The organism is Massilia sp. DD77 (assembly GCF_036961685.1).
Taxonomy (GTDB): domain Bacteria; phylum Pseudomonadota; class Gammaproteobacteria; order Burkholderiales; family Burkholderiaceae_D; genus Telluria.
On record NZ_JBAMDH010000034.1, the window covers coordinates 47,832 to 70,147 of the forward strand.

The 22,316-nt window shown below is 63.9% G+C and carries 17 protein-coding genes and 1 tRNA gene; 1 reads left to right on the forward strand and 17 read right to left on the reverse strand.

All coding sequences use genetic code 11. The annotated features are described in order from the left end of the window. Positions 1–97: 97 nt before the first annotated feature. From epsE to V7778_RS19585, 8 genes are all read right to left on the reverse strand, one after another. Positions 98–886, reverse strand: a complete 789-nt coding sequence (gene epsE / locus V7778_RS19550) for a polysaccharide export protein EpsE (RefSeq protein WP_335558319.1) — start codon at positions 884–886, stop codon at positions 98–100. 43 nt (positions 887–929) lie between these two features. Then, positions 930–1,988: an EpsD family peptidyl-prolyl cis-trans isomerase gene (locus V7778_RS19555; protein ID WP_335558322.1), complete on the reverse strand. Its 1,059-nt coding sequence runs from the start codon at positions 1,986–1,988 to the stop codon at positions 930–932. Positions 1,989–2,164: 176 nt separating this feature from the next. Continuing rightward, the gene (gene fcl / locus V7778_RS19560) at positions 2,165–3,160 is read right to left on the reverse strand and encodes a GDP-L-fucose synthase (RefSeq protein ID WP_335558324.1); all 996 of its coding nucleotides are present in this window, start codon (positions 3,158–3,160) and stop codon (positions 2,165–2,167) included. Positions 3,161–3,162: 2 nt separating this feature from the next. After that, positions 3,163–4,278 (reverse strand): GDP-mannose 4,6-dehydratase, encoded by a 1,116-nt coding sequence (gmd, locus tag V7778_RS19565; protein ID WP_335558326.1) that lies wholly within the window; start codon positions 4,276–4,278, stop codon positions 3,163–3,165. Positions 4,279–4,539: 261 nt separating this feature from the next. Further along, entirely contained in the window at positions 4,540–5,922 is a 1,383-nt protein-coding gene (locus tag V7778_RS19570; RefSeq protein WP_335558328.1) for an undecaprenyl-phosphate glucose phosphotransferase, read from the reverse strand. Between the two features lie 47 nt (positions 5,923–5,969). Then, the gene (gene epsL, locus V7778_RS19575) at positions 5,970–7,181 is read right to left on the reverse strand and encodes an XrtB/PEP-CTERM-associated polysaccharide biosynthesis outer membrane protein EpsL (protein WP_335558330.1); all 1,212 of its coding nucleotides are present in this window, start codon (positions 7,179–7,181) and stop codon (positions 5,970–5,972) included. Positions 7,182–7,215: 34 nt separating this feature from the next. Further along, positions 7,216–7,944 (reverse strand): CAAX prenyl protease-related protein, encoded by a 729-nt coding sequence (locus tag V7778_RS19580; RefSeq protein WP_335558332.1) that lies wholly within the window; start codon positions 7,942–7,944, stop codon positions 7,216–7,218. A gap of 39 nt (positions 7,945–7,983) precedes the next feature. Next, positions 7,984–9,918 (reverse strand): ATP-binding cassette domain-containing protein, encoded by a 1,935-nt coding sequence (locus tag V7778_RS19585; RefSeq protein WP_335558335.1) that lies wholly within the window; start codon positions 9,916–9,918, stop codon positions 7,984–7,986. A 243-nt stretch (positions 9,919–10,161) separates the two neighbouring features. On the opposite strand from V7778_RS19585, the gene V7778_RS19590 reads away from it, so the two are divergent. Beyond that, positions 10,162–10,236 (forward strand) — tRNA-Arg (locus tag V7778_RS19590). Positions 10,237–10,289: 53 nt separating this feature from the next. Here V7778_RS19590 and V7778_RS19595 read toward each other — a convergent pair. From V7778_RS19595 to V7778_RS19635, 9 genes are all read right to left on the reverse strand, one after another. Beyond that, on the reverse strand, positions 10,290–10,556 hold the full coding sequence (locus tag V7778_RS19595) for a PAAR domain-containing protein (RefSeq protein WP_335558336.1): 267 nt from the start codon (positions 10,554–10,556) through the stop codon (positions 10,290–10,292). A gap of 3 nt (positions 10,557–10,559) precedes the next feature. Next, complete coding sequence (locus V7778_RS19600; protein WP_335558338.1) at positions 10,560–12,044, reverse strand: T6SS immunity protein Tli4 family protein; 1,485 nt, start codon at positions 12,042–12,044, stop codon at positions 10,560–10,562. A gap of 11 nt (positions 12,045–12,055) precedes the next feature. Then, the gene (locus V7778_RS19605) at positions 12,056–13,867 is read right to left on the reverse strand and encodes an esterase/lipase family protein (protein ID WP_335558339.1); all 1,812 of its coding nucleotides are present in this window, start codon (positions 13,865–13,867) and stop codon (positions 12,056–12,058) included. A 20-nt stretch (positions 13,868–13,887) separates the two neighbouring features. Beyond that, positions 13,888–16,632, reverse strand: coding sequence for a type VI secretion system Vgr family protein (locus V7778_RS19610; protein WP_335558341.1), 2,745 nt, complete (start codon positions 16,630–16,632; stop codon positions 13,888–13,890). Positions 16,633–16,963: 331 nt separating this feature from the next. Further along, positions 16,964–17,980, reverse strand: coding sequence for an acyltransferase family protein (locus V7778_RS19615; RefSeq protein ID WP_335558343.1), 1,017 nt, complete (start codon positions 17,978–17,980; stop codon positions 16,964–16,966). Positions 17,981–18,106: 126 nt separating this feature from the next. After that, positions 18,107–18,880 (reverse strand): EAL domain-containing protein, encoded by a 774-nt coding sequence (locus V7778_RS19620; RefSeq protein WP_335558344.1) that lies wholly within the window; start codon positions 18,878–18,880, stop codon positions 18,107–18,109. 244 nt (positions 18,881–19,124) lie between these two features. Beyond that, positions 19,125–19,649, reverse strand: a complete 525-nt coding sequence (locus V7778_RS19625; protein WP_335558346.1) for a MarR family winged helix-turn-helix transcriptional regulator — start codon at positions 19,647–19,649, stop codon at positions 19,125–19,127. A gap of 8 nt (positions 19,650–19,657) precedes the next feature. Next, positions 19,658–21,325, reverse strand: a complete 1,668-nt coding sequence (locus V7778_RS19630) for an AMP-binding protein (protein WP_335558348.1) — start codon at positions 21,323–21,325, stop codon at positions 19,658–19,660. Positions 21,326–21,416: 91 nt separating this feature from the next. Further along, entirely contained in the window at positions 21,417–22,124 is a 708-nt protein-coding gene (locus V7778_RS19635) for a response regulator (RefSeq protein ID WP_335558350.1), read from the reverse strand. Between the last annotated feature and the right edge of the window lie 192 nt (positions 22,125–22,316).

A 22,316-nucleotide genomic window follows, 5' to 3' on the forward strand; every position in this document is an offset into this window, starting at 1 on the left:
GCGGCAGCCGTGGCGTGCGAGAAGCGCAGATGTACGAGCAGTACATCGAGCATCGCAGCGCGCCACGGCAACGCGCAGTAGGTTTATCGGCGTCCATTTAGAACCAGCTCTCGCGCACGGTAATCACATCGTCCACCTGGACCGGATCGCTGGCCTTCACATTGATGGTCACCGGGTTGCCGCTGGCGTCGCGGCGGGTGATCTTCATGCCGTTGTTGCTCCCGCGCGGGCTCAGGCCGCCGCCGGCCGAGACGGCCTGCTGGACGGTCATGCCGCGCTCGAGGCGGAACGGACCCGGACGCTGGACTTCGCCGGTGACGTAGGCGCGCGGGGCGCGCTCGACGTAGATGATGTCGCCGCCGGCCACCTCGTAGTCCTTGTCGAGTTCGCCCTTGCGCACCATCTCGACCACGTCGATGGTCTCGCGGCTGGTCTTGCCGTCGCGGGTGCGCACCAGGCTGATCTGGTCGCCGCCCTCGCCGTGCATGCCGCCGGCCATGGCCAGCAGGTCGAGCACCTTGCGCCGGCCCTCGACGGGATAGCGGCCCGGGCGGTTGACATAGCCCAGCACCGAGACCTGCTGGCTGGCCAGGGCGGTCACCAGCATGTTGACCTGCGCCTTCTTGAGGTAGCCGCCCTTCTCGAGCAGGCCGCCGATCTTCTTCTCGGCCTCGGCGACCGACAGGCCGCCCACGGCCACCTGGCCCAGCAGCGGGAAGGTGATGTTGCCGGTTTCGCTGACGCGGGTCTCGACCGACAGGTCGGGGCTGCCGTAGACCGACATCTTGACCACGTCGCCTGCGCCCAGCTTGACTTCCTGGGCGCCCGCCATGCCAAAGCTCAGCACGAGTGCGGCGGCCATCATCCACTTCACGAGTCGTTTCATGATTGCTCCTTGTTGTTCAGTTTGTGTCGTCCGGATCATTGATTTACTTGAGACCGGCCACGCCGCGGCTCACCGCGGCTTCGTCGGTCGTGTTTGCCGCACCCGCGGCCGCAGCACCGGCTGCCGCAGCATCGGCTGCCGGCGCTGCGTCATTGGCCAGCGAGGCCGGTTCCGGCGCGGCCGCCGGACCACCCACGCCGGGGGCGGTGGTGGGCAGGCCCGGTTCCTTGCCGGTCGGGGCCATGTCCTTGTTCAGGTACTCGATCTTGGCGGTCGAACGCAGGCGCTGGATCTCGGCCTGGGCCAGCTCCTTGTTCTTCTGGTTCGTCAGGTACTTGGTGATCTGGGGCGCGGCGATGGCCAGGGTGACCGGCGCGTCGCGCACGTCGGCGATCGAGATCATCAGGGCGCGATCGCCTTCCTTGACCACGAAAATCTGGCCTTTCGGCATCGACAGCAGCTTGGAGGCGACCTGCGGATTCAGGTCGGCGGTGCTGCGCGTGACCTGGGCGCGGCCGTACTGGACCTTGCGCGCATCCAGCAGCACGGCCACTTCTTCCAGCGACTTGGCGCTGTCCACGGCGCTGCGCAGCTCGGGCGTGAGGGCGGCGGCGGGCACCACCAGCTGGTTCATGGCGAACTGCTTGCGGTTGGCGAAGAACTGCGGATTCTTGTTGAAGTAGGCCTCGACCTCGGCCGACGTCGGGCGGACCGGCTCGCCGAGGCGCTTCTGCATGTAGGCCTGGGCGATGATCAGCGAGCGCGCGCGTTCGATCGCCTGCATCACCTTGGGATCGCGGTCGAGCTTTTCCTTGGCGGCCTCGCTCTCGAGCAGCTGGCGGTCGATCAGGGCCTGCAGCAGCTGCTTGCTGGCGACCTGCTGCTGGGCGGCGGGCACGCCGGCGCGCTGCATTTCCTCGTTCAGCTGCAGCACCGTGATTTCCTCGCCGTTGACGCTGGCCAGGGCCTGGCCCGGTTTGGCCGCCTTTTCCTTGTCGCCGCAGCCGGCCAGCGCGGCCGTCGCCAGGATCAGCGCCGCACACAGCGCGCGCTTGGGAGTGGATGGGATGGTGTGCATGGCTGCCAAGTGGAAGGTTTTCAAGATGACTCCTCGACGTAATGGGCGGCGCCGCCGCCCTGTTTTTATTCGTATCCGTAATTCAAGAACCTCGTTTTGCCGCTCGTTGGTCCCTCATCGAGCCTGAGCGCGCTGGACTCATCCATTCTGGGGAGCGCACGATTGGGCCTCTGTACGTCAATTAACACTCTGCCAAACAGTCAGGCCGCGGCCATTGCCGGCTCCGGCGCGTTCTCCTCCTGTTGCGCCAGATAGGCGTCGTAGGCCCGGCGCAGTCCTTCCGCCAGCGGCGTGCTGGCGCGCCAGCCCAGCGCCTCGAGCTTGGACACGTCGAGCAGCTTGCGCGGCGTGCCGTCCGGCTTGCCGGCGTCGAACACGATGCGGCCGTGGTAGCCGACGGTCTCGCCCACCAGGCGCGCCAGCTCGGCGATGGTGACGTCCTGGCCGGTGCCGACATTGATGTGCGAGTGCATCGGATCGGTGTTCGCCGCGTACACCTCGTGCGGCAGGTTCATCACATAGACGCTGGCGGCGGCCATGTCGTCGACGTAGAGGAATTCGCGCATCGGCTTGCCGCTGCCCCAGATCACGACTTCCGGCGCCCCGCCCGTCTTGGCTTCGTGGAAGCGGCGCAGCAGGGCCGGGATCACATGGCTGTTTTCCGGGTGGTAGTTGTCGCCTGGGCCATACAGGTTGGTCGGCATCACGCTGCGGTAGTCGGTGCCGTACTGGCGGTTGTAGCTCTCGCACAGCTTGATGCCGGCGATCTTGGCCATCGCATAGGGCTCGTTGGTCGGCTCGAGGATGCCGTTCATCAGGTATTCCTCGCGGATCGGCTGGGCCGCCAGGCGCGGATAGATGCAGGAAGAGCCGAGGAACAGGAGTTTTTGCACGCCGGCGCGCCAGGCCTCGTGCACCACGTTGGCCTGCACCATCATGTTGTCGTAGATGAACTCGGCCGGATAGGTGTTGTTGGCATGGATGCCGCCTACCTTGGCCGCCGCCAGGTAGACCTGGTCGATACCCCCGGTACGGAAGAACTCGCGCACCTGGGCCTGGTCGGTCAGTTCCAGTTCGGCATGGGTGCGGGTGACGATGTTGGTGTGGCCCTGGGCGCGCAGGACGCGCACGATGGCCGAGCCGACCAGGCCGCGATGGCCGGCGACATAGATACGGGGCTGCGAAGAATTCGACACGTTTACTCCAGTGAAAGTGCAACGTTGTAGCCATGCGATGCGAGCAGCTTGTGGCGGCGCGCCGTTTCCAGGTCGTGCGCCACCATCTCCTGCACCATCGCTTCGAAACTGGTCGTCGGCTCCCAGCCCAGGCGCTCGCGCGCCCGGCTGGGGTCGCCCAGCAGGGTCTCCACCTCGGTGGGACGGAAATATTGCGGATCGATCGCCACGATCGGCTGGCCGGGCGCCACGCCGGGCGCCTTGTGGCCGTGGACGCGCGCCACCAGGCCGCGCTCGTGCAAGCCCTCCCCTTGCCAGGCAATCTCGATGCCGAGCTCGTCGGCGGCGGCCTCGACGAAGTGGCGCACCGAATACTGGCGGCCGGTCGCGATCACGAAGTCTTCAGGCTTGTCCTGCTGCAGCATCAGCCACTGCATGTGGACGTAGTCGCGCGCATGGCCCCAGTCGCGCAGCGCGTCCAGGTTGCCCAGGTAGAGTTCGCGCTCCAGGCCCTGGGCGATGTTGGCCAGGGCGCGCGTGATCTTGCGGGTGACGAAGGTCTCGCCGCGGCGCGGGGATTCGTGGTTGAACAGGATGCCGTTGCAGGCATACATGCCATAGGCTTCGCGGTAATTGACGGTGATCCAGTAGGCGTAGAGCTTGGCCACCGCGTAAGGGCTGCGCGGATAGAAAGGCGTGGTCTCGCGCTGCGGGGTTTCCTGCACCAGGCCGTAGAGTTCGGACGTGGAGGCCTGGTAGAAGCGGGTCTTCTTTTCCAGGCCCAGGAAGCGGATGGCTTCCAGCAGGCGCAGGGTGCCGATCGCGTCGACGTCGGCCGTGTACTCGGGCGACTCGAAGGACACCGCCACATGGCTCATGGCGCCCAGGTTGTACACCTCGTCCGGCTGGACCTGGGCGATGATGCGCGTCAGGTTCGAGGTGTCGGTCAGGTCGCCGTAGTGCAGGATCAGGCGCGGGTTGTCCGCATGCGGGTCCTGGTAGATGTGGTCGATGCGCTCGGTATTGAATAGCGAGGCGCGCCGCTTGATGCCGTGGACCTCGTAACCTTTCGCAAGCAGCAGTTCGGCAAGATAGGAGCCATCCTGCCCCGTCACACCGGTGATCAGTGCCTTCTTCATGTTCTTGTGTCCTCGTTCTTGTTTTACCGAGAGGCAGGCGGCCCGCCGGAAACTTGCAAACTCATCAACGATTTTACGCAGCACGCATGGTCATGCAAAGGAACTGGCAATCGTGCGCACCACATTTAAGTAGGATTTAAGTAAAACGTTTCCCTGCCGTACGTTCGCGTGTGTTCACACGAAAATGCGCGTGCTTTAGCGCAAATTAATTACTTTTAGCAATTGACCGAAGTATCGCCGCGCCCTGCCTTGGCGCCCCAATCAATGCGCGTTCTCGCGGGTAAACACCACCTTCACCGTCTTCAGGATGATCCACAGGTCCAGCCACAGCGACCAGTTGCGCAGGTAGTCCAGGTCGTACTGGATGCGCGCCTCCATCTTGTCGAGGGTGGCCGTCTCGCCGCGCAAGCCGTTCACCTGGGCCCAGCCGGTGATGCCCGGCCGCACCTTGTGGCGCAGCATGTAGCCCTTGATCAGCTTGCGGTACTGCTCGTTATGGGCCACGGCATGCGGGCGCGGGCCGACGATGCTCATGCGTCCCTGCAGGGCGTTGATGAACTGGGGCAGCTCGTCGAGCGAGGTACGGCGCAGGAAGCCGCCGACCCGGGTCACGCGCTGGTCGTCTTTCTTGGCCTGCACCACCACCGGCCCGTCGTCGGTCACGGTCATGGAGCGGAACTTGTAGACATAGATCTCTTCGCCGTACAACCCGTAGCGGCGCTGCTTGAAGATCACGGGGCCCGGCGAACTGAGCTTGACGGCAAGCGCGATCACCAGCATCAGGGGCGCCAGCAGGACCAGGGCCAGCAGGGACACCACGATGTCGCTACCGCGCTTGAGCACGCTGTTGAAGCCCATGAAGGGCGTTTCGCTGATCGCGATCACCGGCATGCCGCCGACGGTATCAAAGCGCGCCTGCATCAGGTCGAACACATACACGTCCGGCAGGAAATAGACCGAAGCCGTGGTGTCCTTCAGTTCGTCGATCAGCTTGCGGATGCGCGGCTGGGCCGAGATCGGCTGGCTGATGAAGATCATCTTGATGTTGTGCTGGCGCACGTAGGCGGCCACGTCGGCCATCTTGCCCAGCATCGGATGGACCAGGGTGCTGGGGTGGCGCTCGTCGGCGCGGTCGTCGAAGAAGCCGCGCACCTGCATGAACAGGTTCGGGTGGCGGTCGCACACGCCGGCGAACTTGATGCCGACATCGTTGGCGCCCACCACCACGATCGAGCGCACTTCGTCGGCGCGGTCGCGGCTGCCCGTGGCGCGGCGCACCGCGATGTGGCTGACCAGGATCGTGACCGGCGTGGCGATGAACCAGGCCAGCAGCACGCGCTCGTCATAGTAATACTTGAGGCCGCTCGCGGAACCGAGGAAGTACAGCACCGCGATCGTCACGCACCAGCCGAACACGGTGTCGCGCGCATAGGCCAGCATGCGTCCGCTGCGCCAGGTGCGGTAGGGGTCGATGTGCTGGTAGACCGAGGACGAGATGAAGAACGCGAGGATCATCAGCACCAGCGAATATCCCGAGAACGGCTCGCCGTAGACCAGCGTGGCAAGATACAGGGTCCCCATGACGATCAGGGGATCGAGCACGCGCTGGAAGAACGAGATAATCGGAATATCGTTGACCGTCATGTTTCACGTCTTTTCTCTTGGTGTCCATTCAGAACAGCAGTTTCCCGTTAGAACAGCACGTTGGCGCTGACCTGCACCACGTTGGCGTCGAAGCGGCTGGTGCCGAGCAACGCCGAGCCGCTGCGCGCCTGGTGCGAGTAGCCGGCCTGGACCTGGATCTTGCGCTTGACCTGCCAGGTGGCGCGCACATTGGCCGAGCGGATCGCGTCGCTCAGGTCGTTCGAACCGAGGAATTCGCGGCGCGCGTTGTAGTCGCGCTTTTCGTAGATGGCGCTGGCGTCGACCTTGATCTTGCCGGTGGCCGCCCAGGTGGCGCCCACCATCGCGCCCTTGTTCAGGGTGTAGCTGACGATGGTGCTTTCGATCGGGGCGAACTCGCGCCACACCGAGGCGCTGTAGGTGATCTTGCCGCGTGGCTGGTACAGGGCCGTGACCCGTCCGTTGACGCCGCTGGTCTTGCCTTCACCGAAGGACGGCTGCTCGCGCCGCACGTAGCCGACCAGGGCCTGCAGGGTGGTCGAGCCGGTGGCGAGCCAGTTCACGCGCGCCTTCAGCTCGTCCTGGGTGAAGTCGTCGGTCAGCAGCGGGTTGATGCGGTTGGGACGGCGGAAGGGGTAGTCGCCTTCCACGCGGCGGGCCACCAGGCCGACCGAGCTGCCGCTCTTGGGCTGGTAGATCAGTTCGACCTCGGCCGCCTTTTCGGTACGGTTGTTGAAGCGCTGGGCCTGCAGTTCGTAGGTGAACTTGTCGCGCGCCATGCCGGCGCGCAGCTTCCAGCTCGGGTGCATCTTGTAGCCGGCGTCGAAGAACTGGCGGCGCTGCTGGCGCAGGTTGCGCTCGTTGCTGAAGAAGTCGGTATAGGGCGCCAGCACCTGGGCGTAGCTGGCCTCCGCCCTGCCCTCCAGCTTGTTGCCGAGTTCCCAGTTCCAGGTGGCGCTCAGGTCGCGCCCGTCGTAGTCGAGCTGGTCGAAGTGGTCGAACTTGACCTTCGATACCTTGGCCACGGCGGCGATGCGCTGGCGGCTGATGCGCTTGTTGTAGACGACACCGGCCTCGGCGGTGCGGTAGGAATCGCCACGCTTGCCCTGGAAAGGCCGCGCATTGTCCGGGATGCGCAGCAGGTTGTCGTCGTAGGCCCAGCCGATGCCGCCGTAGAGGCGCATGCCCTCTTCCGGCGGGGCCGCCAGCGCGGTCGCCGCGGGCAGGGTGAACAAGGCGCCGATCAGGGCGGCCAGGGGACGGTAGCGGATACTCAGCATATTATTTGTCTTCTCGAAAGTGACGCCAGTCGGATTACCAGAACGCCCAGCTGCCGGTGGCCACCACCCAGATCCCCAGCAAACCATTGGTGACGGCATGGGCCAGCACGGGCGACCACAGGTTGCGGTGCCGCATGTAGAGCAGGCTGTAGGCGACGCCGGCGACGATGCCGGCCAGCCAGAGGTTGTGTTCGAAGCCGAACAGCACGACGGGGACCAGGAAAGCCTTGAGACCGATGCGTGCGGGATCGACGCGCTCGAAGTCGGCGGCTTCGACCCAGCGCATCAGGAAGGCGCGCCAGAACAGTTCTTCCATGACGGGCACGACCAGGGCCGCGCCGGCGATGCGGATCGTGACCAGCAGCCAGTCGATCTCGCCCGCCGTGCGCGGGTCGTAGCCGGGGCTGGAACCGACCACCATCCAGGGCGCGTCGAGATGAATCCAGAGCGCCAGCACCAGCACGCCGACGGCGACCGCAATGGCCGCCTGCTTCAAGGGGACGAAGGGCCGGCGCAGCTCCGCGTACTGTTTCCAGAACACGGCGAGCAGGATCGCGACGGCAGCGATCTGGACCGGGTACAGCCAGCGCAGTTCGGCACGGGCGAAGCCGGCGCGCTCGAGCATGTCGCCAAGGATGATGAAGAAGATATAGGTGCCGAAAGGCAGGATCCGCGCCCAGGCGGCGCGGCTGAAGAAAGGAGCATCGACCGAGAGCGCCGCGGGCGGCTGTGAAACGATGTGAGGTTCGTTGTTCTCGGTCATGTATTCAATGGCAGGCGCCTGGCCTGCTTGCCTGGTTCGTTATTGCTGCTCTCCCCTGGCGCGAGCTTCGATGCGCTCCCAGCGTTCCAAGGCGTCGAGCAGCAGTTCGTCGATCTCGGCGTAGCGCGCGTTGATGCGTTTCGCGTCGCCGGGATTCTGCTTGTAGAAGTCCGGCGAATTCAGCTGTGCCGTAATCGCCGACTGCTCATCTTCAAGAGTCGCGATCAGCTGAGGAAGTTCCTCCAGTTCGCGCTGTTCCTTGTAACTCAACTTTACCTTCTTGCCGGAAGAGCTCTGTGCGGTAGATGACATACCATCTGTTTTTGTCGAGTCGGCCTTTGGCGCCTCCGGCGCCTTGGCAGGCTGTACGACCGGACCGGCCGCGCGGACGCGTTCCCAGTCGGTATAGCCGCCGACGTATTCGCGCCACAGGCCCTCGCCTTCGGCCACGATCACCTGGGTCACGACATTGTCCAGGAAGGTACGGTCGTGGCTGACGAGAAACACGGTGCCGCTGTAGTCCTCGAGCAACTCCTCGAGCAGCTCGAGGGTGTCGATATCGAGGTCGTTGGTCGGTTCGTCCAGCACCAGGCAATTGGCCGGCTTGGCGAACAGGCGCGCCAGCAGCAGGCGGTTGCGTTCGCCGCCCGAGAGCGACTTGACCGGCGAGCGCGCGCGTTCCGGCGCGAACAGGAAGTCGCTCAGGTAGGTCATCACGTGCTTGCGCTGGCCATTGACTTCGACCCAGTCGCTGCCCGGTGCGATGGTGTCGGCCAGGCTCGCCTCTTCGTTGAGCTGGGCGCGCATCTGGTCGAAGTAGGCCACGTTCAGGCGCGTGCCCAGCTTGACGCTGCCGGTGTCGGCGGTTTCCTCGCCCAGGATGATCTTCAGCAGCGTGGTCTTGCCGGCGCCGTTCGGACCGATCAGGCCGACCTTGTCGCCGCGCAGGATGGTGGCGCTGAAATCGCGGATCACCTGCTTCTCGCCGAAGCGCTTGGAGACGTTCTCGAGTTCGGCCACGATCTTGCCGGAGCGTTCGCCGGTGCCCACGTCCAGCCTGATCTGGCCTTGCTGGTCGCGGCGCGCCGCGCGCTGCAGGCGCAGCGCTTCCAGGCGCCGCACGCGGCCTTCGTCGCGGGTGCGGCGCGCCTGCACGCCCTTGCGGATCCACACTTCTTCCTGGGCCAGGAACTTGTCGAACTTGGCGTTCTCGACGTCCTCGTTGGCCAGCAGCTCGCGCTTGCGTTCCTGGTAGGTCGAGAAATTGCCCGGGAAGGACAACAGGCGGCCGCGGTCGAGTTCGACGATGCGGGTGGCCACGTTGTCGAGGAAGCTGCGGTCGTGGGTGATGAACAGCACCGAGCCGCGGAAATCGCGCAGCAGGCCTTCCAGCCATTTAATGGAGGTAAAGTCGAGGTGGTTGGTCGGTTCGTCGAGCAGCAGCACGTCCGGGCTGGAGACCAGCGCCACGGCCAGGGCCACGCGCTTTTGCATCCCGCCCGACAGGCTGCCCATCCGGGCGTCGCGCGCGAGGTTCAGGCGGTCGAGGGTGGTATCGACCTTGTTCGCCAGGTTCCAGCCGTCGACGGCGTCGAGTTTCGACTGCAGCACGTGCATGCGGTCCATCAGCGCCTCGTCGTCGCCCTGGCCGAACTTGCCGGTGATGTCCTCGTACTCGGTCAGCATCGCCTGCTGCTCGCCCATGCCGGCGGCGACGGCGTCGAACACGGTGAGCTCGGGATCGAATACGGGCTCCTGCTCGACGTAGGCGATATTCAGGCCCTGCTGCATGACGAGCAGGCCGTCGTCGAGCTTGAAGCGGCCCGAGATAATCTTGAGCAGCGAGGACTTGCCGGTGCCGTTGCGGCCGATCAGGCCGACGCGCTCGCCCGCCTCCAGCGAAAAGTCGGCATGGTCGAGCAGCGCCACGTGGCCGAAGGCCAGTTGGGCGGAAGTAAGGGAGATGACAGCCATAGTGGGTTCCGTCCGCCGCGCCGCGCCCGTTTCGGGATGGGCGACGCGTTTGGAAAAGCGTGAATTGATTGAATGAGGCCCACATTGTACCGACTCGGAGCCGGAGTACTCCAACAATCCGGCTGTCCTCGGCTATAATTGCGCTCGGTTCACGGTACCGGCCCGCTCGCGGGGCCCGCCCGCCGGACCGCAGGCCTTGTCCTGCCACAGCGCCCGCCTCGGCTTCATGGCGGTGCTAGCGTCCTCTCCGTAGCACAATGGATAGTGCACATGCCTCCTAAGCGTGGGATACTGGTTCGATTCCAGTCGGAGGGACCACTTCAACCTTTGATATGCTTCAGCACATACGCCTGGGATATCAGAAGGCCTGCCTATTGCCCGCCGAAGTTTCCGATCGACGCAATCAGGCTTGCTCCACAAGTCGTCTTATGACCATGGTAGGCAACGGCAACGCCGTTGATGAGGTGGCTCGGATCGCCTTCGGCAATCGTGCATTTGTCATGTCCCTTGATGGGACAACTGCATGCGTCACCGACGCAGGCGACCGGTATTCCGTCGACCGTAAAATACGTGGCGCTCGCACTTTCGACCTTGCCGCCATGAGACGTCGCGTCGCCTAATCGAATCACATTCGGCATCGCTCAGCCTTTCTTGGGCGCGGTCCCTTTGCCACGGCCACCTTCGTGCCTGGTATCCGTAGCGTCTTTTGGAAGATCATCAGGGAGAGAGATTTGCGCGATTGAGCTTGGCTGCGCCACCACGTCTACACGAGGAGGCGCATCGTCGTAGCTGACCAGCTTCCAGACCGTCGCCATTCGGTAGGAAGGCCGTTCCCCCTTGAGTTTTTGCCAGATCGACGGCTCACCAGTCGCGACCGCATGCGGCATATGGTCGCCGGCCCGGATGTGTTGACGGCGGCTGTCACCCGCTGGCCCCGGCGCATCGTACTCCCACCAGCCGGTCTGCGGGCAGGTGCGCCCGGTTGCGGCGAGCTCGCCCAGCGGCAGGCGCGGGCCGGTGCCGGCGGATTGCATGGGCTTGGAGCTGGTCGGACGCACGCGGATGGTGCTGGTGATTTTGTCCCAGACTGCGATGGCTTCTTCGTCGGTCAGACTGGCTTTCGTTGAGCCGGCTGCGTTGCCGCCGACGCCGGTTTGGAACTGGATGTCGGCGTACGGTCGGAATTGGTCATGGGGAACGCCCGTGAACTTAGCCTGGAAGTCGTGATAAGAATGGACGTGTTCTTCGTCGGGATTACGCAACAGGACCTCGTAGCCGGTTTTCCAATCATGTATCTGGCGCGGGCTTTCGCGGAAGTATTGAATTTTGGCGAGCGCTGCTTTCTCTTCAGGCGTGGCTGGATCGTCCTTGATACGCTTCCACTGGGTTTGGAGTGAGTCACCCTCAGGGTCGTGAGGATTCGATGGTGCGACATAAATTGAGAAATGCGCGTCGGGGAACTCTTTCAAACGAAAGCCAATACGGATATGCTCCATCAGATCATCCTTTGTCGGACTCTGCTTATCTGGCAAAAAAAAATGTTCGATACAGTTTCCGGGCTCGGTAGGGATTTCGTTTTCGGAACGCTGGCGCAGGCGGCGTACAATACTTTTTATGTCTGCTATCGTTTCTTCCCTATCGTCTCGCAAAGGCCGTGCATCGATAATAGCGCCGTCGCTGTTCAGCTTGAAGTAACCATTAATCTTTAGACCGTTGATGGATTGGAAACTCTCATAACCGGTCACGATCTTACCTTCAGGCTCGATCATCTCTTCTACTGATAACAGCAATGGGACATCATCGTGGTTGATGGCCTTTTTGCTGTTGAGTTCGTCGATGAACTTCTGCGCCGAGTCCTTTACTTTATCCACACCGCCACGGTAAATGGTCACGCCCAGCGGAACATCGGTACTGCCCCATGCTACGGTGGCCGATGCCGGCACATCGACGATAAAGCGGCCAAAGCAGACTGGCTTGGTTTTCTCGAACATCGGTTGCAGACGGGGCGTGAGTGTGGTCATGTTTGGGGTCTTCCATTGGCTGGGATTACGGCCACAGGCTGCAATCAGCACCAGCGTGGTTGTAAGAGCAACAAAGTACATGCGCTTGAAACCGGTTACGTGCATGGATAATCCTTTCAGCATTTCCAGCTTGCTTGCTGGGCGATGCGCACGATGCTGTACAAGGCTGAAGCGATGGCCAGAGGGTCCTTATAACTGGACTGATGTTCATAACCAGTTTGACGGAAAATTCCCTTGAACATGCCGCTTTGGAGTTGATGGTCGGCCGAGGCCATAGGCACTGTCTGATCGCCAGGTGCGCTTGCTGGAAGAATCGTCGCGTGAATTGATTTATTGCTATTGGGGTTTGAAATCGGTGTAGCAAAAGCCTTGCTGAGATTTGGACTGGGAACGGGAGTGCTTTTTGCAAATGTCTTGCCACGATAGTTCACATCCCAACGGACCAGTTCGAGCTTGCCTTGTTTGGTATCGCTGATAATGGGCCAGTCCTGCCATCCGCTAGGATCGGCACAGTTCTTGTCGATTTCCCAGACAACTTCACCAAAGCTCTGACGCCGAGGATCGGCACCGTAGTGCGCATAACTGCTGGGGTGATAACTGCCGGAGATCTGTCGATGAAAACCTTGGACCATGTCGAGATATTCACATGTCCGGTTGAATGTACCCCCTCCCTTCTTCTCAGGATAGTTGGAAGGATTTATCCAGTTTTCCCGGAATAGTGCGAACCATTTTCCGCTCACCTTGTAGATTTCATTGTAGGGGTCTCCCTGTTTCGGCCACGACTCCAGGTCGCGCCCGTTGTGCCGCACACGCAGCCAACCATTACCGTAGGATTCGGTTGGTAGCAATTCCAACCCGCCGGGCGCATTCGCCAGCACTGCGGTCACCTCATCGCCATAATTGCCGAGCACCTTCGCAACAACGCCAGCTTCGATGAGGCTGAGACTGGCGTGCATCAGCCCAGGATCCTCGAATCCCGCCCGCATGCGCTTGTAGGCGGCCGGGGCCCCGATAGCCGGCATGACGCCATGGACAATGCCCAGCACCTTGTCTTGAAGGTTACCAATCTTGGGATGAACCAGCGCCCGGCCGACCAGTCCCCCCATGGAATGGGTCACGACGATCACCTGGTTGCATTCATAGCCGGATCCGTTCAGATCATTGATAACCTGATTAATTCGCTCGGCGACAATTTGCGCGCTGTCACCATTCGACTGCAGCCAGTTATAGCCGAACGCGTACACAGGAAACCAGCAGCCGGCGACCGCCTTCTTAAGATCCTGCTCGGTGATGGCTTGCTGGGGTAGCTTCGGGTCCGCGCTCCATACCTGTGGATCAACGCCAACGACGTCGCGCCACTCGGGCCGCATTTTGCCGTTGGCAAACGTGTTGTTCAGGCGGGATTCAAGGTGCTGCAGCAAAACGCCATAACTCTTGAAGAATACTTCGCCCCAGCCGCGCGCCCGCGCTTTTTGGACCGCGGTACGTCCATTGGGCATGGTCGCCGGGTCGCTCGTCAGCAGGGGAGAATGGAAGTTCTCCCCCAAGGTGACATTGGCGTGCCGTCCATCGCCGGTGACATCAGACGGTCCGGAAGGATCGTAGATATCGACCGTGGTTTGCAGTGGATCCAGCCGCAGTTGCCGTTCACGTGGCGGGCTGTTCGCGTTCTTGCTGATGTTCGAGGCCCCAAGCGCATCTGGCCGCCACGCGATATTGTCCTCCTGCTTCAACTCTTTCTGCCGCTCGGCGCTCATCCGCAGATTCGACCCCATGATGCCCGGCAGAAAAATAACCGGCAACACCCGCTTCGGCAGCATCCGCGCACACTGCGGCTTCTTGTCCTGCTTCGGTGTCGCAAACCCTTCGGCTTTGCGGGCCGCGCCGGCATGATGTTGTGCGGGCAAAGGATGTTCGGCAATCGTCATCGCATGCTCCCTATGGTGTCTCAGTCGTCCAGTGCCTCGATGCTGTAGCGTCCAAATGAAATGGCGCTGCTGAAACGCTCGGTCAGCCCGTTCGCATCTGTCCGTCCCTCGAAGCTGCGGCCGTCTTCGGTAGTGATGCGATAGCGCTGGTTCTTCATCGGCTCGTCGGTGCCGATCCAGCGCAACACGGTTTGCTGGTCGTGCTGCGCTTCGCTCTTCGGCAAGGTCACGGCGGCCGGGCTGCCCCCTCCCGGCCCGACATGCGCGAATTTCGACGATTTGATGGTGTGTTCGCCGCTGCTCTCCTGAGTGATGACGCCGCCGCCGATATCCACCTGCGCACCCTGCGCCACGATGCGGACCTTGGGCGCCTGCAGCACGATCTCGTCGGTGGCAGTCAGGACGATGCGTTTGGAGGAAGTGAGCTCGATATCGTCGCCGTGCGTCTGCAATTCGAGCTTGCCGCTGGCGGCAATCAGCTTGATACCGAGTCGGTGTGCAAACAGGCTGATGCTTTCCGACACGCGCGCCAGCAGCTTCCTGCCGACCGATAGCTGGGTATTGCCGATGCTGAGCACATCGATATGCGTCTGGGCGCCGATCGCGATGTTGTCCTGGCTGGTCATGGCGATGCCGGCCGGCGCGGACAGCGCCACCACGGGCTGGCCGCCAGCGCCGTCCTTGTCAGTATTGCTGCCGGCTTCCCACTGCTTCAGGTAGCCGACCAGTTGTTCGAGCTCCCCGTCGTCGGTGCTGTCCGCGTGATGCGTCGACGCCAGTTCAGCCAGTTGCTTCTGCAGTCCCTGCAAGACCTCGGCCAAGCCAAGAAGCTCGCTTCGATCCAGCTGTTTTCCGCTCGCATTCTGGCGCGCGGCGGCACTGATCAAGACGCCTTGCGCGCCCCGGAGCGCGACAGCATGGTCGCTGCGCAACTCCGCGCCTTCGCCGCGCGCCTCGCCCTTGCCGTCCTTGCGCGGGTGGGTTAGCCACCCCAGGTTCAACTCGCTGTGACCGTGCTGGGACGACAGCTGTGCATTGATCTGGCCCGACGTATCATCCAACCGCAATTGGTTGTAGCGGTTGCCTCCGACTTCCTTACTCTTGATGCCGGCCACGTATCGGTTTCCAGGCAGTGCTCCGGCATGGCTGAACGCAGGCGGCGGGGCCATGCGCCCATAGACTTGGCCAACGATGATCGGCTTATCCGGATCGCCACCAAGGAAGCCAACCAGCACCTCGTCGCCGATGCGCGGCAGCGTGATCGTTCCCCACTGATTGCTGGCCCAGGTGCTGGCAACCCGTATCCAGGCGGAGTCCCGGTCGCTGCCGCTGGCACCGGCGCCTTGCGCGTGCTCATGGTCTTCGGTCCTGGTGCCGGGAAAGCGTACCTTGACCCGCCCGTATTCATCGCAATGCACTTCTTCACCGGGCGGGCCGACGACGATTGCACTTTGCAGCTGGGGACGCGGCAGATCGGTACGAGAATCGAATGCCGGCACGATCGGAATGCTGCGGCGAACGCAGGAAAAGCGGTTCGTGTAGCGCATGCCGCGTTCGGCGCTGGCCTGGCACAGACCGCTGTCGACATGGGCTTCGTGCCATCGGTTGAGCGCGAACAGGCGCTGTATCCGATTGTCGAGTGTCTTTGGCAGGTTGTTCTCCGCATCGACCTCCAGGCGCGTGATGACAAATTCCCGTTCCTGCGGCGAGTGGGTGTCGATATCCGGATGGCCGCTCAAGGCGAACCATTCCCCGATACAAAGCGCGCGCACACTCCCTTCGCCATAAAAACACTTGGATTCGTACTCATGGCGCTTCATGCGCAATTCGCCAAGCCTACGGTAATCGTCGCCGTCCTCCCCGGCATGCGGCACGTCGATCAGGTAGTCATCGAGACCGAGCGCGAAACGGTTGCCGGTCGCGCCCTGGTCGATACATGACGGCGTGTTGGCGATCATCGGCCGGCCACTGAGGTAGTCCCAGCTGAAACGGTTGAGATTGCCTGGGACGAGCTTGCGTACCGGACTCCACGCGAAGATGGTATCGCTTTGCTCGGTACCGTCGTCCCGGTGATAACGCACCACGCCGGAGGCATTTTGCGGCAGCGTGAGTCCATCGTTGAACAGCACCAAGGTGTGTGCCGGCATGTCCTCACCCTGTGATCCGCTGGCGAGCCCTGCGCGCATGAACCACGCGATGCCGCGTCGTTTCCACAAGCGGCGCAAGAAGTCGGCGTCGGACTCGTTGTGCTGCATGATGAATTCACGGGCCGGGAAGGTGCCTTTCACACGCGACCAGTCCATGTCGAATGCCCTGGCCAGCACCGGATTGTTCCGGCGCCACTCGTCCACAATGACCTGAGTGATGTCCAGTTCGTTCATGTTGCGGAAGACCCGCGTACTGGTACGCTGCTCCATCAGTGCCAGTGCATCGCGGAGCACCAGTTCATAAGTCGCGAGGCCACCATCGCTCTGGCCGGCAGCCGCTTGCGCGACGATGCCGAGCACCGCGCGCATGTTGCCGCAATCCGTTACGAACTGCAGCTCGACGGGTAAGGCGATGAGCTCCTTCAAGGGGAGGTCTGCGCGCCCCGATACGCACAGAAGCCGGTAGTCCAGTCCGCCGCACAAGGCTTCGCTGCCTGTGACTCGCTTGACTAGCACGGCGTCGTCGAGCACATCCGTCTCTTGGAATAGTCGTATGCGAATGGGGCGATTCGCCTCCGTCAAGCCGGCCGCCCCCTTGAGCAGATCCTTAAGATTCATGAGAACTTCCTAAGCAGAGCGTTCACCTGGGATATCTATTCTTGGTACATTCCAAAAATCAATGATACGTACCTGAAACGGCGACATCCTTGATGCTGAACAATCTCATGCTTGGACTTCACTTACGGCCTGGCGACGCTCGTAGTCAAACGAACAATTAACAACAGATCGGAACATCTCAGCCACGTGCTGAAATTGCTGGTACTTTTGTTGGTACCTGAGCGGTGATGCTCAGCCCTGACCTAGCGCTCATGCGCAATTCCGGAGGTTCGTCTACCCTCTCGGAGGGAGCACTCCTATGGCGCCCTGTCCCTACTCTCCCACCGACCCCCTAGGAACGCACGCACTCCGACTCGGCTTCGCTGTCGATCACGGGCCGAGGCCGCGCTCCCCACCGCTTGTTCAGGTAGACGCGCGCCGGATTCTCGACCAGATGGAATGCCGCCCAACCCACCAGCAGGGAACAGGCGAACCCCAGCACCGGCGGCAACCCGCTGTGCCGCGACAGCAGGTAGAACGGCTGCTGCCACAGGTAGAGCGAGAACGAATAGACGCCCAGCCGGCGCAGCCAGATTGATTCGAACAGGGCGATGAACCAGCCCGGCGCCGCCGCCATGAAATTCACGGCCAGGGCGAACGCGCCCCACCCCACGATGATCCGCAGGCCGGTCGGCACGCTCCACCAGTGGGCGGCGACCCCGACCAGCAGCGCGGCCGGCGCGATCCATGCGGTGTTCCATCGGATGCTCTTGCCGGCCAGCGCCAGGAACACGAAGCCGGAGGCGAAGATGCCGAAGGACGCCACCTCGGTGCGCAGGGAGAAGCGCGAGTTATGCGCCGCCGGCACGAAGGAGTAGACCGCGATGGCGCCGAGGATGACTGCCAGGATGAGGGCCATGGCGGACAGGCCCCGATGCCCGCGCGCGCGGCACCAGTAGGCTGCCAGCGAGAGGATCACATAGGAATGTTCTTCGACGCTCAGGGACCAGATGTGGCCAAACGGCATGGCGCCCAGTTCCACGCCGATATAGTTGTTCGTGAAAGTCATCGCGGCCAGCAGTTCGACTTCCGAAAAGCCCTGCCCGGACAAGGTCCAGATCGCGGTCATCACGGCCAGGTACACCGCGACCGAGGGGAACACGCGCGCGATGCGGCGCCGGTAGAAGGTGCCGAAATCGGTCCGCTGCACGAACAGGACGCGCGCCATCAGCAAACCGGACAGGACGAAGAACAGCGCGACCCCGACGACGCCCAGATTGATGGCCGGTACTGGGAAAAAGTGCCCGATCAACAGGCAAACGATGGCGAGTCCTCGCCAACCGTCGAGGTAGGGAATATGTTTTGTCATGCGGCGCCCGAAGAGAATGCCGTTATTCTAGTGACAAACAATTCCGGTAGAAAGACAATAAATACCGATCGCCGTGCTGGTTAACGTTTTGCAACGGTGCCGCCGAACATTTCCGGCCCGTTCCGCTCAATGCCAGGCCGCCTGGTCGACCTCCTCGACCAGGCGCAGCCGCGGCTTGCCGAACAAATAGCCCTGCATCAGCCCCACACCCGCCGCCGCCAGCCAGTCGCGTTCCCCGCGCGTTTCCACGCCCTCCGCCAGCACCCGCACGCCCAGTTCCGCGCACATGGTCAGCACGCCGTGCACGACCGCCTGGCGCGCCAGATTGCGGTCGATGCCGCGCACCAGGCCCATGCCGAGCTTGAGGAAGTTGGGCTGGTATTCGGACAGCAGCTCCAGGCCGGCGTAGCCGGCGCCGAAGTCGTCGATGGCGGTGCCGAAGCCGTAGCGGCGGTACTCGCGGAAGATATGGACCAGGTGCGGGCGGTCCAGCACGCGCTGGCCTTCCGGGACTTCGAAGATGAGGTTCTCGAGCGGATAGCCGACCTCGCGCGCGGCGTTGAAGGTGTGCTGGATGCAGGTGGCCGGGTGGTAGACGGCGTTCGGCAGGAAGTTGATCGACAGGCGCTCGTGGATGCCGAGTTCGGCCGCGGTGCGGATGGCCTGCATGCGGCAGGCCTGGTCGAAGTCGTAGCGGTTCTCCTCGTTGACCTGGGACAGCACCGACCAGGCGCTCTCCCCTTTCGGCCCGCGCACCAGGGCTTCGTAGGCATAGACGCTGCGGTTTGCGACGTCGACGATGGGCTGGTAGGCGAAACTGAGCTTGAAGCCAGGACCCTGGGTGCGCCTGCAGCGGCCGCAGGTGCGGAATTCCGGTGGCACGTCGGGCTGGATCAGCATAGTGCGCCTCCTGTCGAGTCTGGCGATTCATTATCCGCTGCCTGTATAGGTGGGTCGCACGATTGCGGAACAGTCGATTGTGTGGCGCTAACAGATTGGCGGTTTCGCATTGCTCGTCGCAATGCTCGCCGGAACGCGCACGCGAATGCCGGCTTGGCCTGTCACCGCGTGGACGGCGGAGCCGTCCACCTACAGGCGCCTCGGTTGAACGCCTCGGCGGCGGAGCCGCCGACCCTAGGGTCTGCTAGCGGCTGTCGCCGATGCGCAGGCGGCGCTTCATGGTCGACAGCAGGCCGATCAGGCTGTCCTTGTCCTCGGCGGGAATGTCGGCCAGCAGCTCGTCGATCCAGCGCTCGTGGACGGCGGCCATTTCGCCGAAGGCGCGGCGGCCGGCGGGGGTGAGCTTGACGGCGAAGGCGCGGCGGTCCCTGGCGTCGGGCACGCGCACCACCAGCTGCTCGCGCTCGAGCTGGTCGGTGATGCCGGTGATGTTGCCGCCGGTGACCATCATGCGCTTGGACAGCTCGCCCATGCGCAAACCGTCCGGATGGCGTTCCAGCTGGGCCATCAGGTCGAAGCGCGGCAAGGTGATGTCGAAACTGGCGCGCAGGCGGCTGCGGATCTCGTTCTCGATGCGCAAGGTGCACGACAGCATGCGCAGCCACAGCCGCAGCGACTGGTGGTGCTCCTGGGTCAGCCGGCTCTCCAGGTCGAGGCTCTCCGGCTCGTCCGATTCGTCCCGGTATTCGCGCCCGTCAACATCCTGCATGCTGGTCCTCAAGCCGTGTCGGCGCGTAGTTTGAACCGTTGCAGCTTACCGGTTTCGGTACGCGGCAACTGTTCGCGAAACCGCACAGCGCGTGGATATTTGTAGGGCGCGATCTGCTGCTTCACGAATTCCTGCAGCGCCTGCACCAGCTCGCTTGACGCCGCATGGCCGGGCCGCAGTACCACATGGGCCTCGACCACCTGGCCGCGTTCCGGGTCGGCGCGCCCCACCACGCCGCACTCGGCCACCGCCGGGTGGCGCAGCAGCGCTTCCTCGACCTCGGCCCCGGCGATGTTGTAGCCGGCCGAGATGATCATGTCGTCCAGGCGCGAACGGTAGTAGAAATAGCCGTCGGCGTCCATCTCGTAAGCGTCGCCGGTCAGGTTCCAGCCGTCGCGCACGTAGTCGCGCTGGCGCGGGTCGTCGAGGTAGCGGCAGCCGGTCGGCCCTTTGACGGCCAGCCGCCCGATCACGCCCGGCCCCACCTGCCCGCCGGCCTCGTCGAGGATGCAGGCGACGTAGCCCGGCACCGGCTTGCCGGTGGCGCCGGGGCGGACCGCGTCGCCGGCGGCCGAGATGAAGATGTGCAGCATCTCGGTGGCGCCGATGCCGTCGATCATGGCCAGGCCGGTCGCGGCCTGCCAGGCCTCGCGCGTGGCCACCGGCAGCGCCTCGCCGGCCGATACCGTGCGGCTCAGGCTGGACAAGTCGAACTGCGGCGCCAGCGTGGCCATCTGGCGGTAGAAGGTGGGCGCGGTGAAGCACACGGTGGCGCGGTGCTGCTCGATCGCCGCCAGCAGGGTTTCCGGCGTCAGCTTTTCGATCAGGACGGCGCGCGCGCCCACGCGCAGCGGGAACAGCAGCAGGCCGCCCAGGCCGAAGGTAAAGGCCAGCGGCGGCGTGCCGATGAACACGTCGTCGATCTTCGCGCCCAGGGTATGGCGCGGGAAGCAGTCGCAGATCGCCAGCACGTCGCGGTGGAAGTGCATGGTTCCCTTGGGGATGCCGGTGGTGCCCGAGGTAAAGCTGATCAGGCAGACGTCGTCGGCCGCGCTGTCGCAGGCTGCGAAGGGCTCGTCGTAGGCCGTCATGCGCGCTTCGAGTCCATGAGGCTGCTCGCTGTCGAAGCAGACCAGGGGCGCACCGCCCAGCTCCAGGGCCTCGATCTCGCCGCACAGCGAGGCCGCGCACAGCACGGCATTCACGCGCGCCTTGGCGGCGATGGCGCCCAGCTCCCTGGCGCGCAGCAGCGGCATGGTGGGGACGGCGATGCAGCCGGCCTTGATCACGGCCAGGATGCAGGCCGCCATCATCGGGCAGTTGGCGCCGCGCAGCAGCACCCGGCTGCCGGTGGCCAGCCCCAGGTCCTGGCGCAGCACGTGGGCGATGCGGTCGACCCGGGCCAGCAGCGCCGCATAGCTCAGGGTCTCGCGCGCGCCGGTCAGGGCGGTGCGCTCGCCCCATCCCCGCTCCACGCCCTTGTCCAGCAGCTCGGCCACGCAGTTGAGGCGCTCGGGGTAGCGCAATTCGGGAAGGTCGAACAGGAAATCGGGCCAGAGTTCGCGCGGCGGCAGGTTGGCGCGGGCGAAGCCATCGGCATAGCCGGAACGGGTCGGTTCCGGGGAAGAGACTGCTGCTGCAGTTGCTGTTGCTGCTGCGGTTGCGGCATCGTTCATGTCAGCCCTCTGTGATTGACCAGGCACTCCGCAACTACTTTAAATCTAAAGTAACCCATCAGCAAGCGGATTTGTCTATACCAGGAGTGGCTTATGCGTTGCGCGTCCGCTCGGCCTGGCGCAGCACGGCCGCCCCGGCCTTTCCGAGCGCCTGGCCCAGGCGGCCGGCGTCGAGCATTGCCTCATCCATGTGTTCGAGCCCGGCCAGCGCATCCGCCGCCGCGTGCAGGCCGAGGGTGGCGCAGCCTTCGCGCAGGCGCCCGAGGCGCCCGAAGACGGTGTCGGTGTCGCCGGCGGCCAGCAGGGCCGCCAGTTCCGGGCCGGCGGCGTCCAGCTGGCGGCGCAGGCCGTCCAGGTAGAGCTGCAGGCGCGCGCCGTCGATGCCGAGGCGGCGCGCCACCTCCTCCGGCTGCTCCATGGCCGCCGCGCCCGGCGCGCCCTCCAGGCGGTCGAACTGGGTGCGCACGTCCTCGGCGCGGAAGGGTTTGACGATGTAGCCGTCGGCGCCCAGGCTGTCCGCTTCGGCCATGGTGGCCGCGTCGGTGGAGGCCGAGACCAGCACGAAGCGCAGGCCCGCGTGGGCCGTGTGGGCGCGCAGGCGCGCCAGCAGTTCCAGGCCCGACAGGCGCGGCATGCGCAGGTCGCAGAAGACGATGGCGGGCGCCAGGCCGCTTTCCAGCTGGCGCCAGGCGTCCTCGCCGTCCTCGGCCTCGCAGATCTCGTGGCTGCCGCAGCTGTCGACCAGGTGCATCAGCATCATGCGCGAGACGACGTCGTCGTCGACCACCAGCACCTTCATTCCCTCTCCCTTGGCTCAAGAGCGAGCATTATAGCCATGCCCTCAGGAATGCCGGGTTCCGGTTCCGGTCGCGGCTGCGGCCAGCAAGACGGCCAGGTGCGCCAGGCCGGCGCGCAGGCGGGCGCCGTCCCCGGCGTCCGCCGCGGCTTCCAGGTCGGCGCACAGCTGCTCGATGGCGCCCTCGCCCAGGTG

Bases quoted from the DNA above. Each gene is read 5' to 3' on its own strand.
- epsE (WP_335558319.1), bottom strand. From the start codon at position 886: ATGAAACGACTCGTGAAGTGGATGATGGCCGCCGCACTCGTGCTGAGC.
- gmd (WP_335558326.1), bottom strand. From the start codon at position 4,278: ATGAAGAAGGCACTGATCACCGGTGTGACGGGGCAGGATGGCTCCTAT.
- V7778_RS19570 (WP_335558328.1), bottom strand. From the start codon at position 5,922: ATGACGGTCAACGATATTCCGATTATCTCGTTCTTCCAGCGCGTGCTC.
- epsL (WP_335558330.1), bottom strand. From the start codon at position 7,181: ATGCTGAGTATCCGCTACCGTCCCCTGGCCGCCCTGATCGGCGCCTTG.
- V7778_RS19580 (WP_335558332.1), bottom strand. From the start codon at position 7,944: ATGACCGAGAACAACGAACCTCACATCGTTTCACAGCCGCCCGCGGCG.
- V7778_RS19585 (WP_335558335.1), bottom strand. From the start codon at position 9,918: ATGGCTGTCATCTCCCTTACTTCCGCCCAACTGGCCTTCGGCCACGTG.
- V7778_RS19595 (WP_335558336.1), bottom strand. From the start codon at position 10,556: ATGCCGAATGTGATTCGATTAGGCGACGCGACGTCTCATGGCGGCAAG.
- V7778_RS19600 (WP_335558338.1), bottom strand. From the start codon at position 12,044: ATGCACGTAACCGGTTTCAAGCGCATGTACTTTGTTGCTCTTACAACC.
- V7778_RS19605 (WP_335558339.1), bottom strand. From the start codon at position 13,867: ATGACGATTGCCGAACATCCTTTGCCCGCACAACATCATGCCGGCGCG.
- V7778_RS19610 (WP_335558341.1), bottom strand. From the start codon at position 16,632: ATGAATCTTAAGGATCTGCTCAAGGGGGCGGCCGGCTTGACGGAGGCG.
- V7778_RS19615 (WP_335558343.1), bottom strand. From the start codon at position 17,980: ATGACAAAACATATTCCCTACCTCGACGGTTGGCGAGGACTCGCCATC.
- V7778_RS19620 (WP_335558344.1), bottom strand. From the start codon at position 18,880: ATGCTGATCCAGCCCGACGTGCCACCGGAATTCCGCACCTGCGGCCGC.
- V7778_RS19625 (WP_335558346.1), bottom strand. From the start codon at position 19,649: ATGCAGGATGTTGACGGGCGCGAATACCGGGACGAATCGGACGAGCCG.
- V7778_RS19630 (WP_335558348.1), bottom strand. From the start codon at position 21,325: ATGAACGATGCCGCAACCGCAGCAGCAACAGCAACTGCAGCAGCAGTC.
- V7778_RS19635 (WP_335558350.1), bottom strand. From the start codon at position 22,124: ATGAAGGTGCTGGTGGTCGACGACGACGTCGTCTCGCGCATGATGCTG.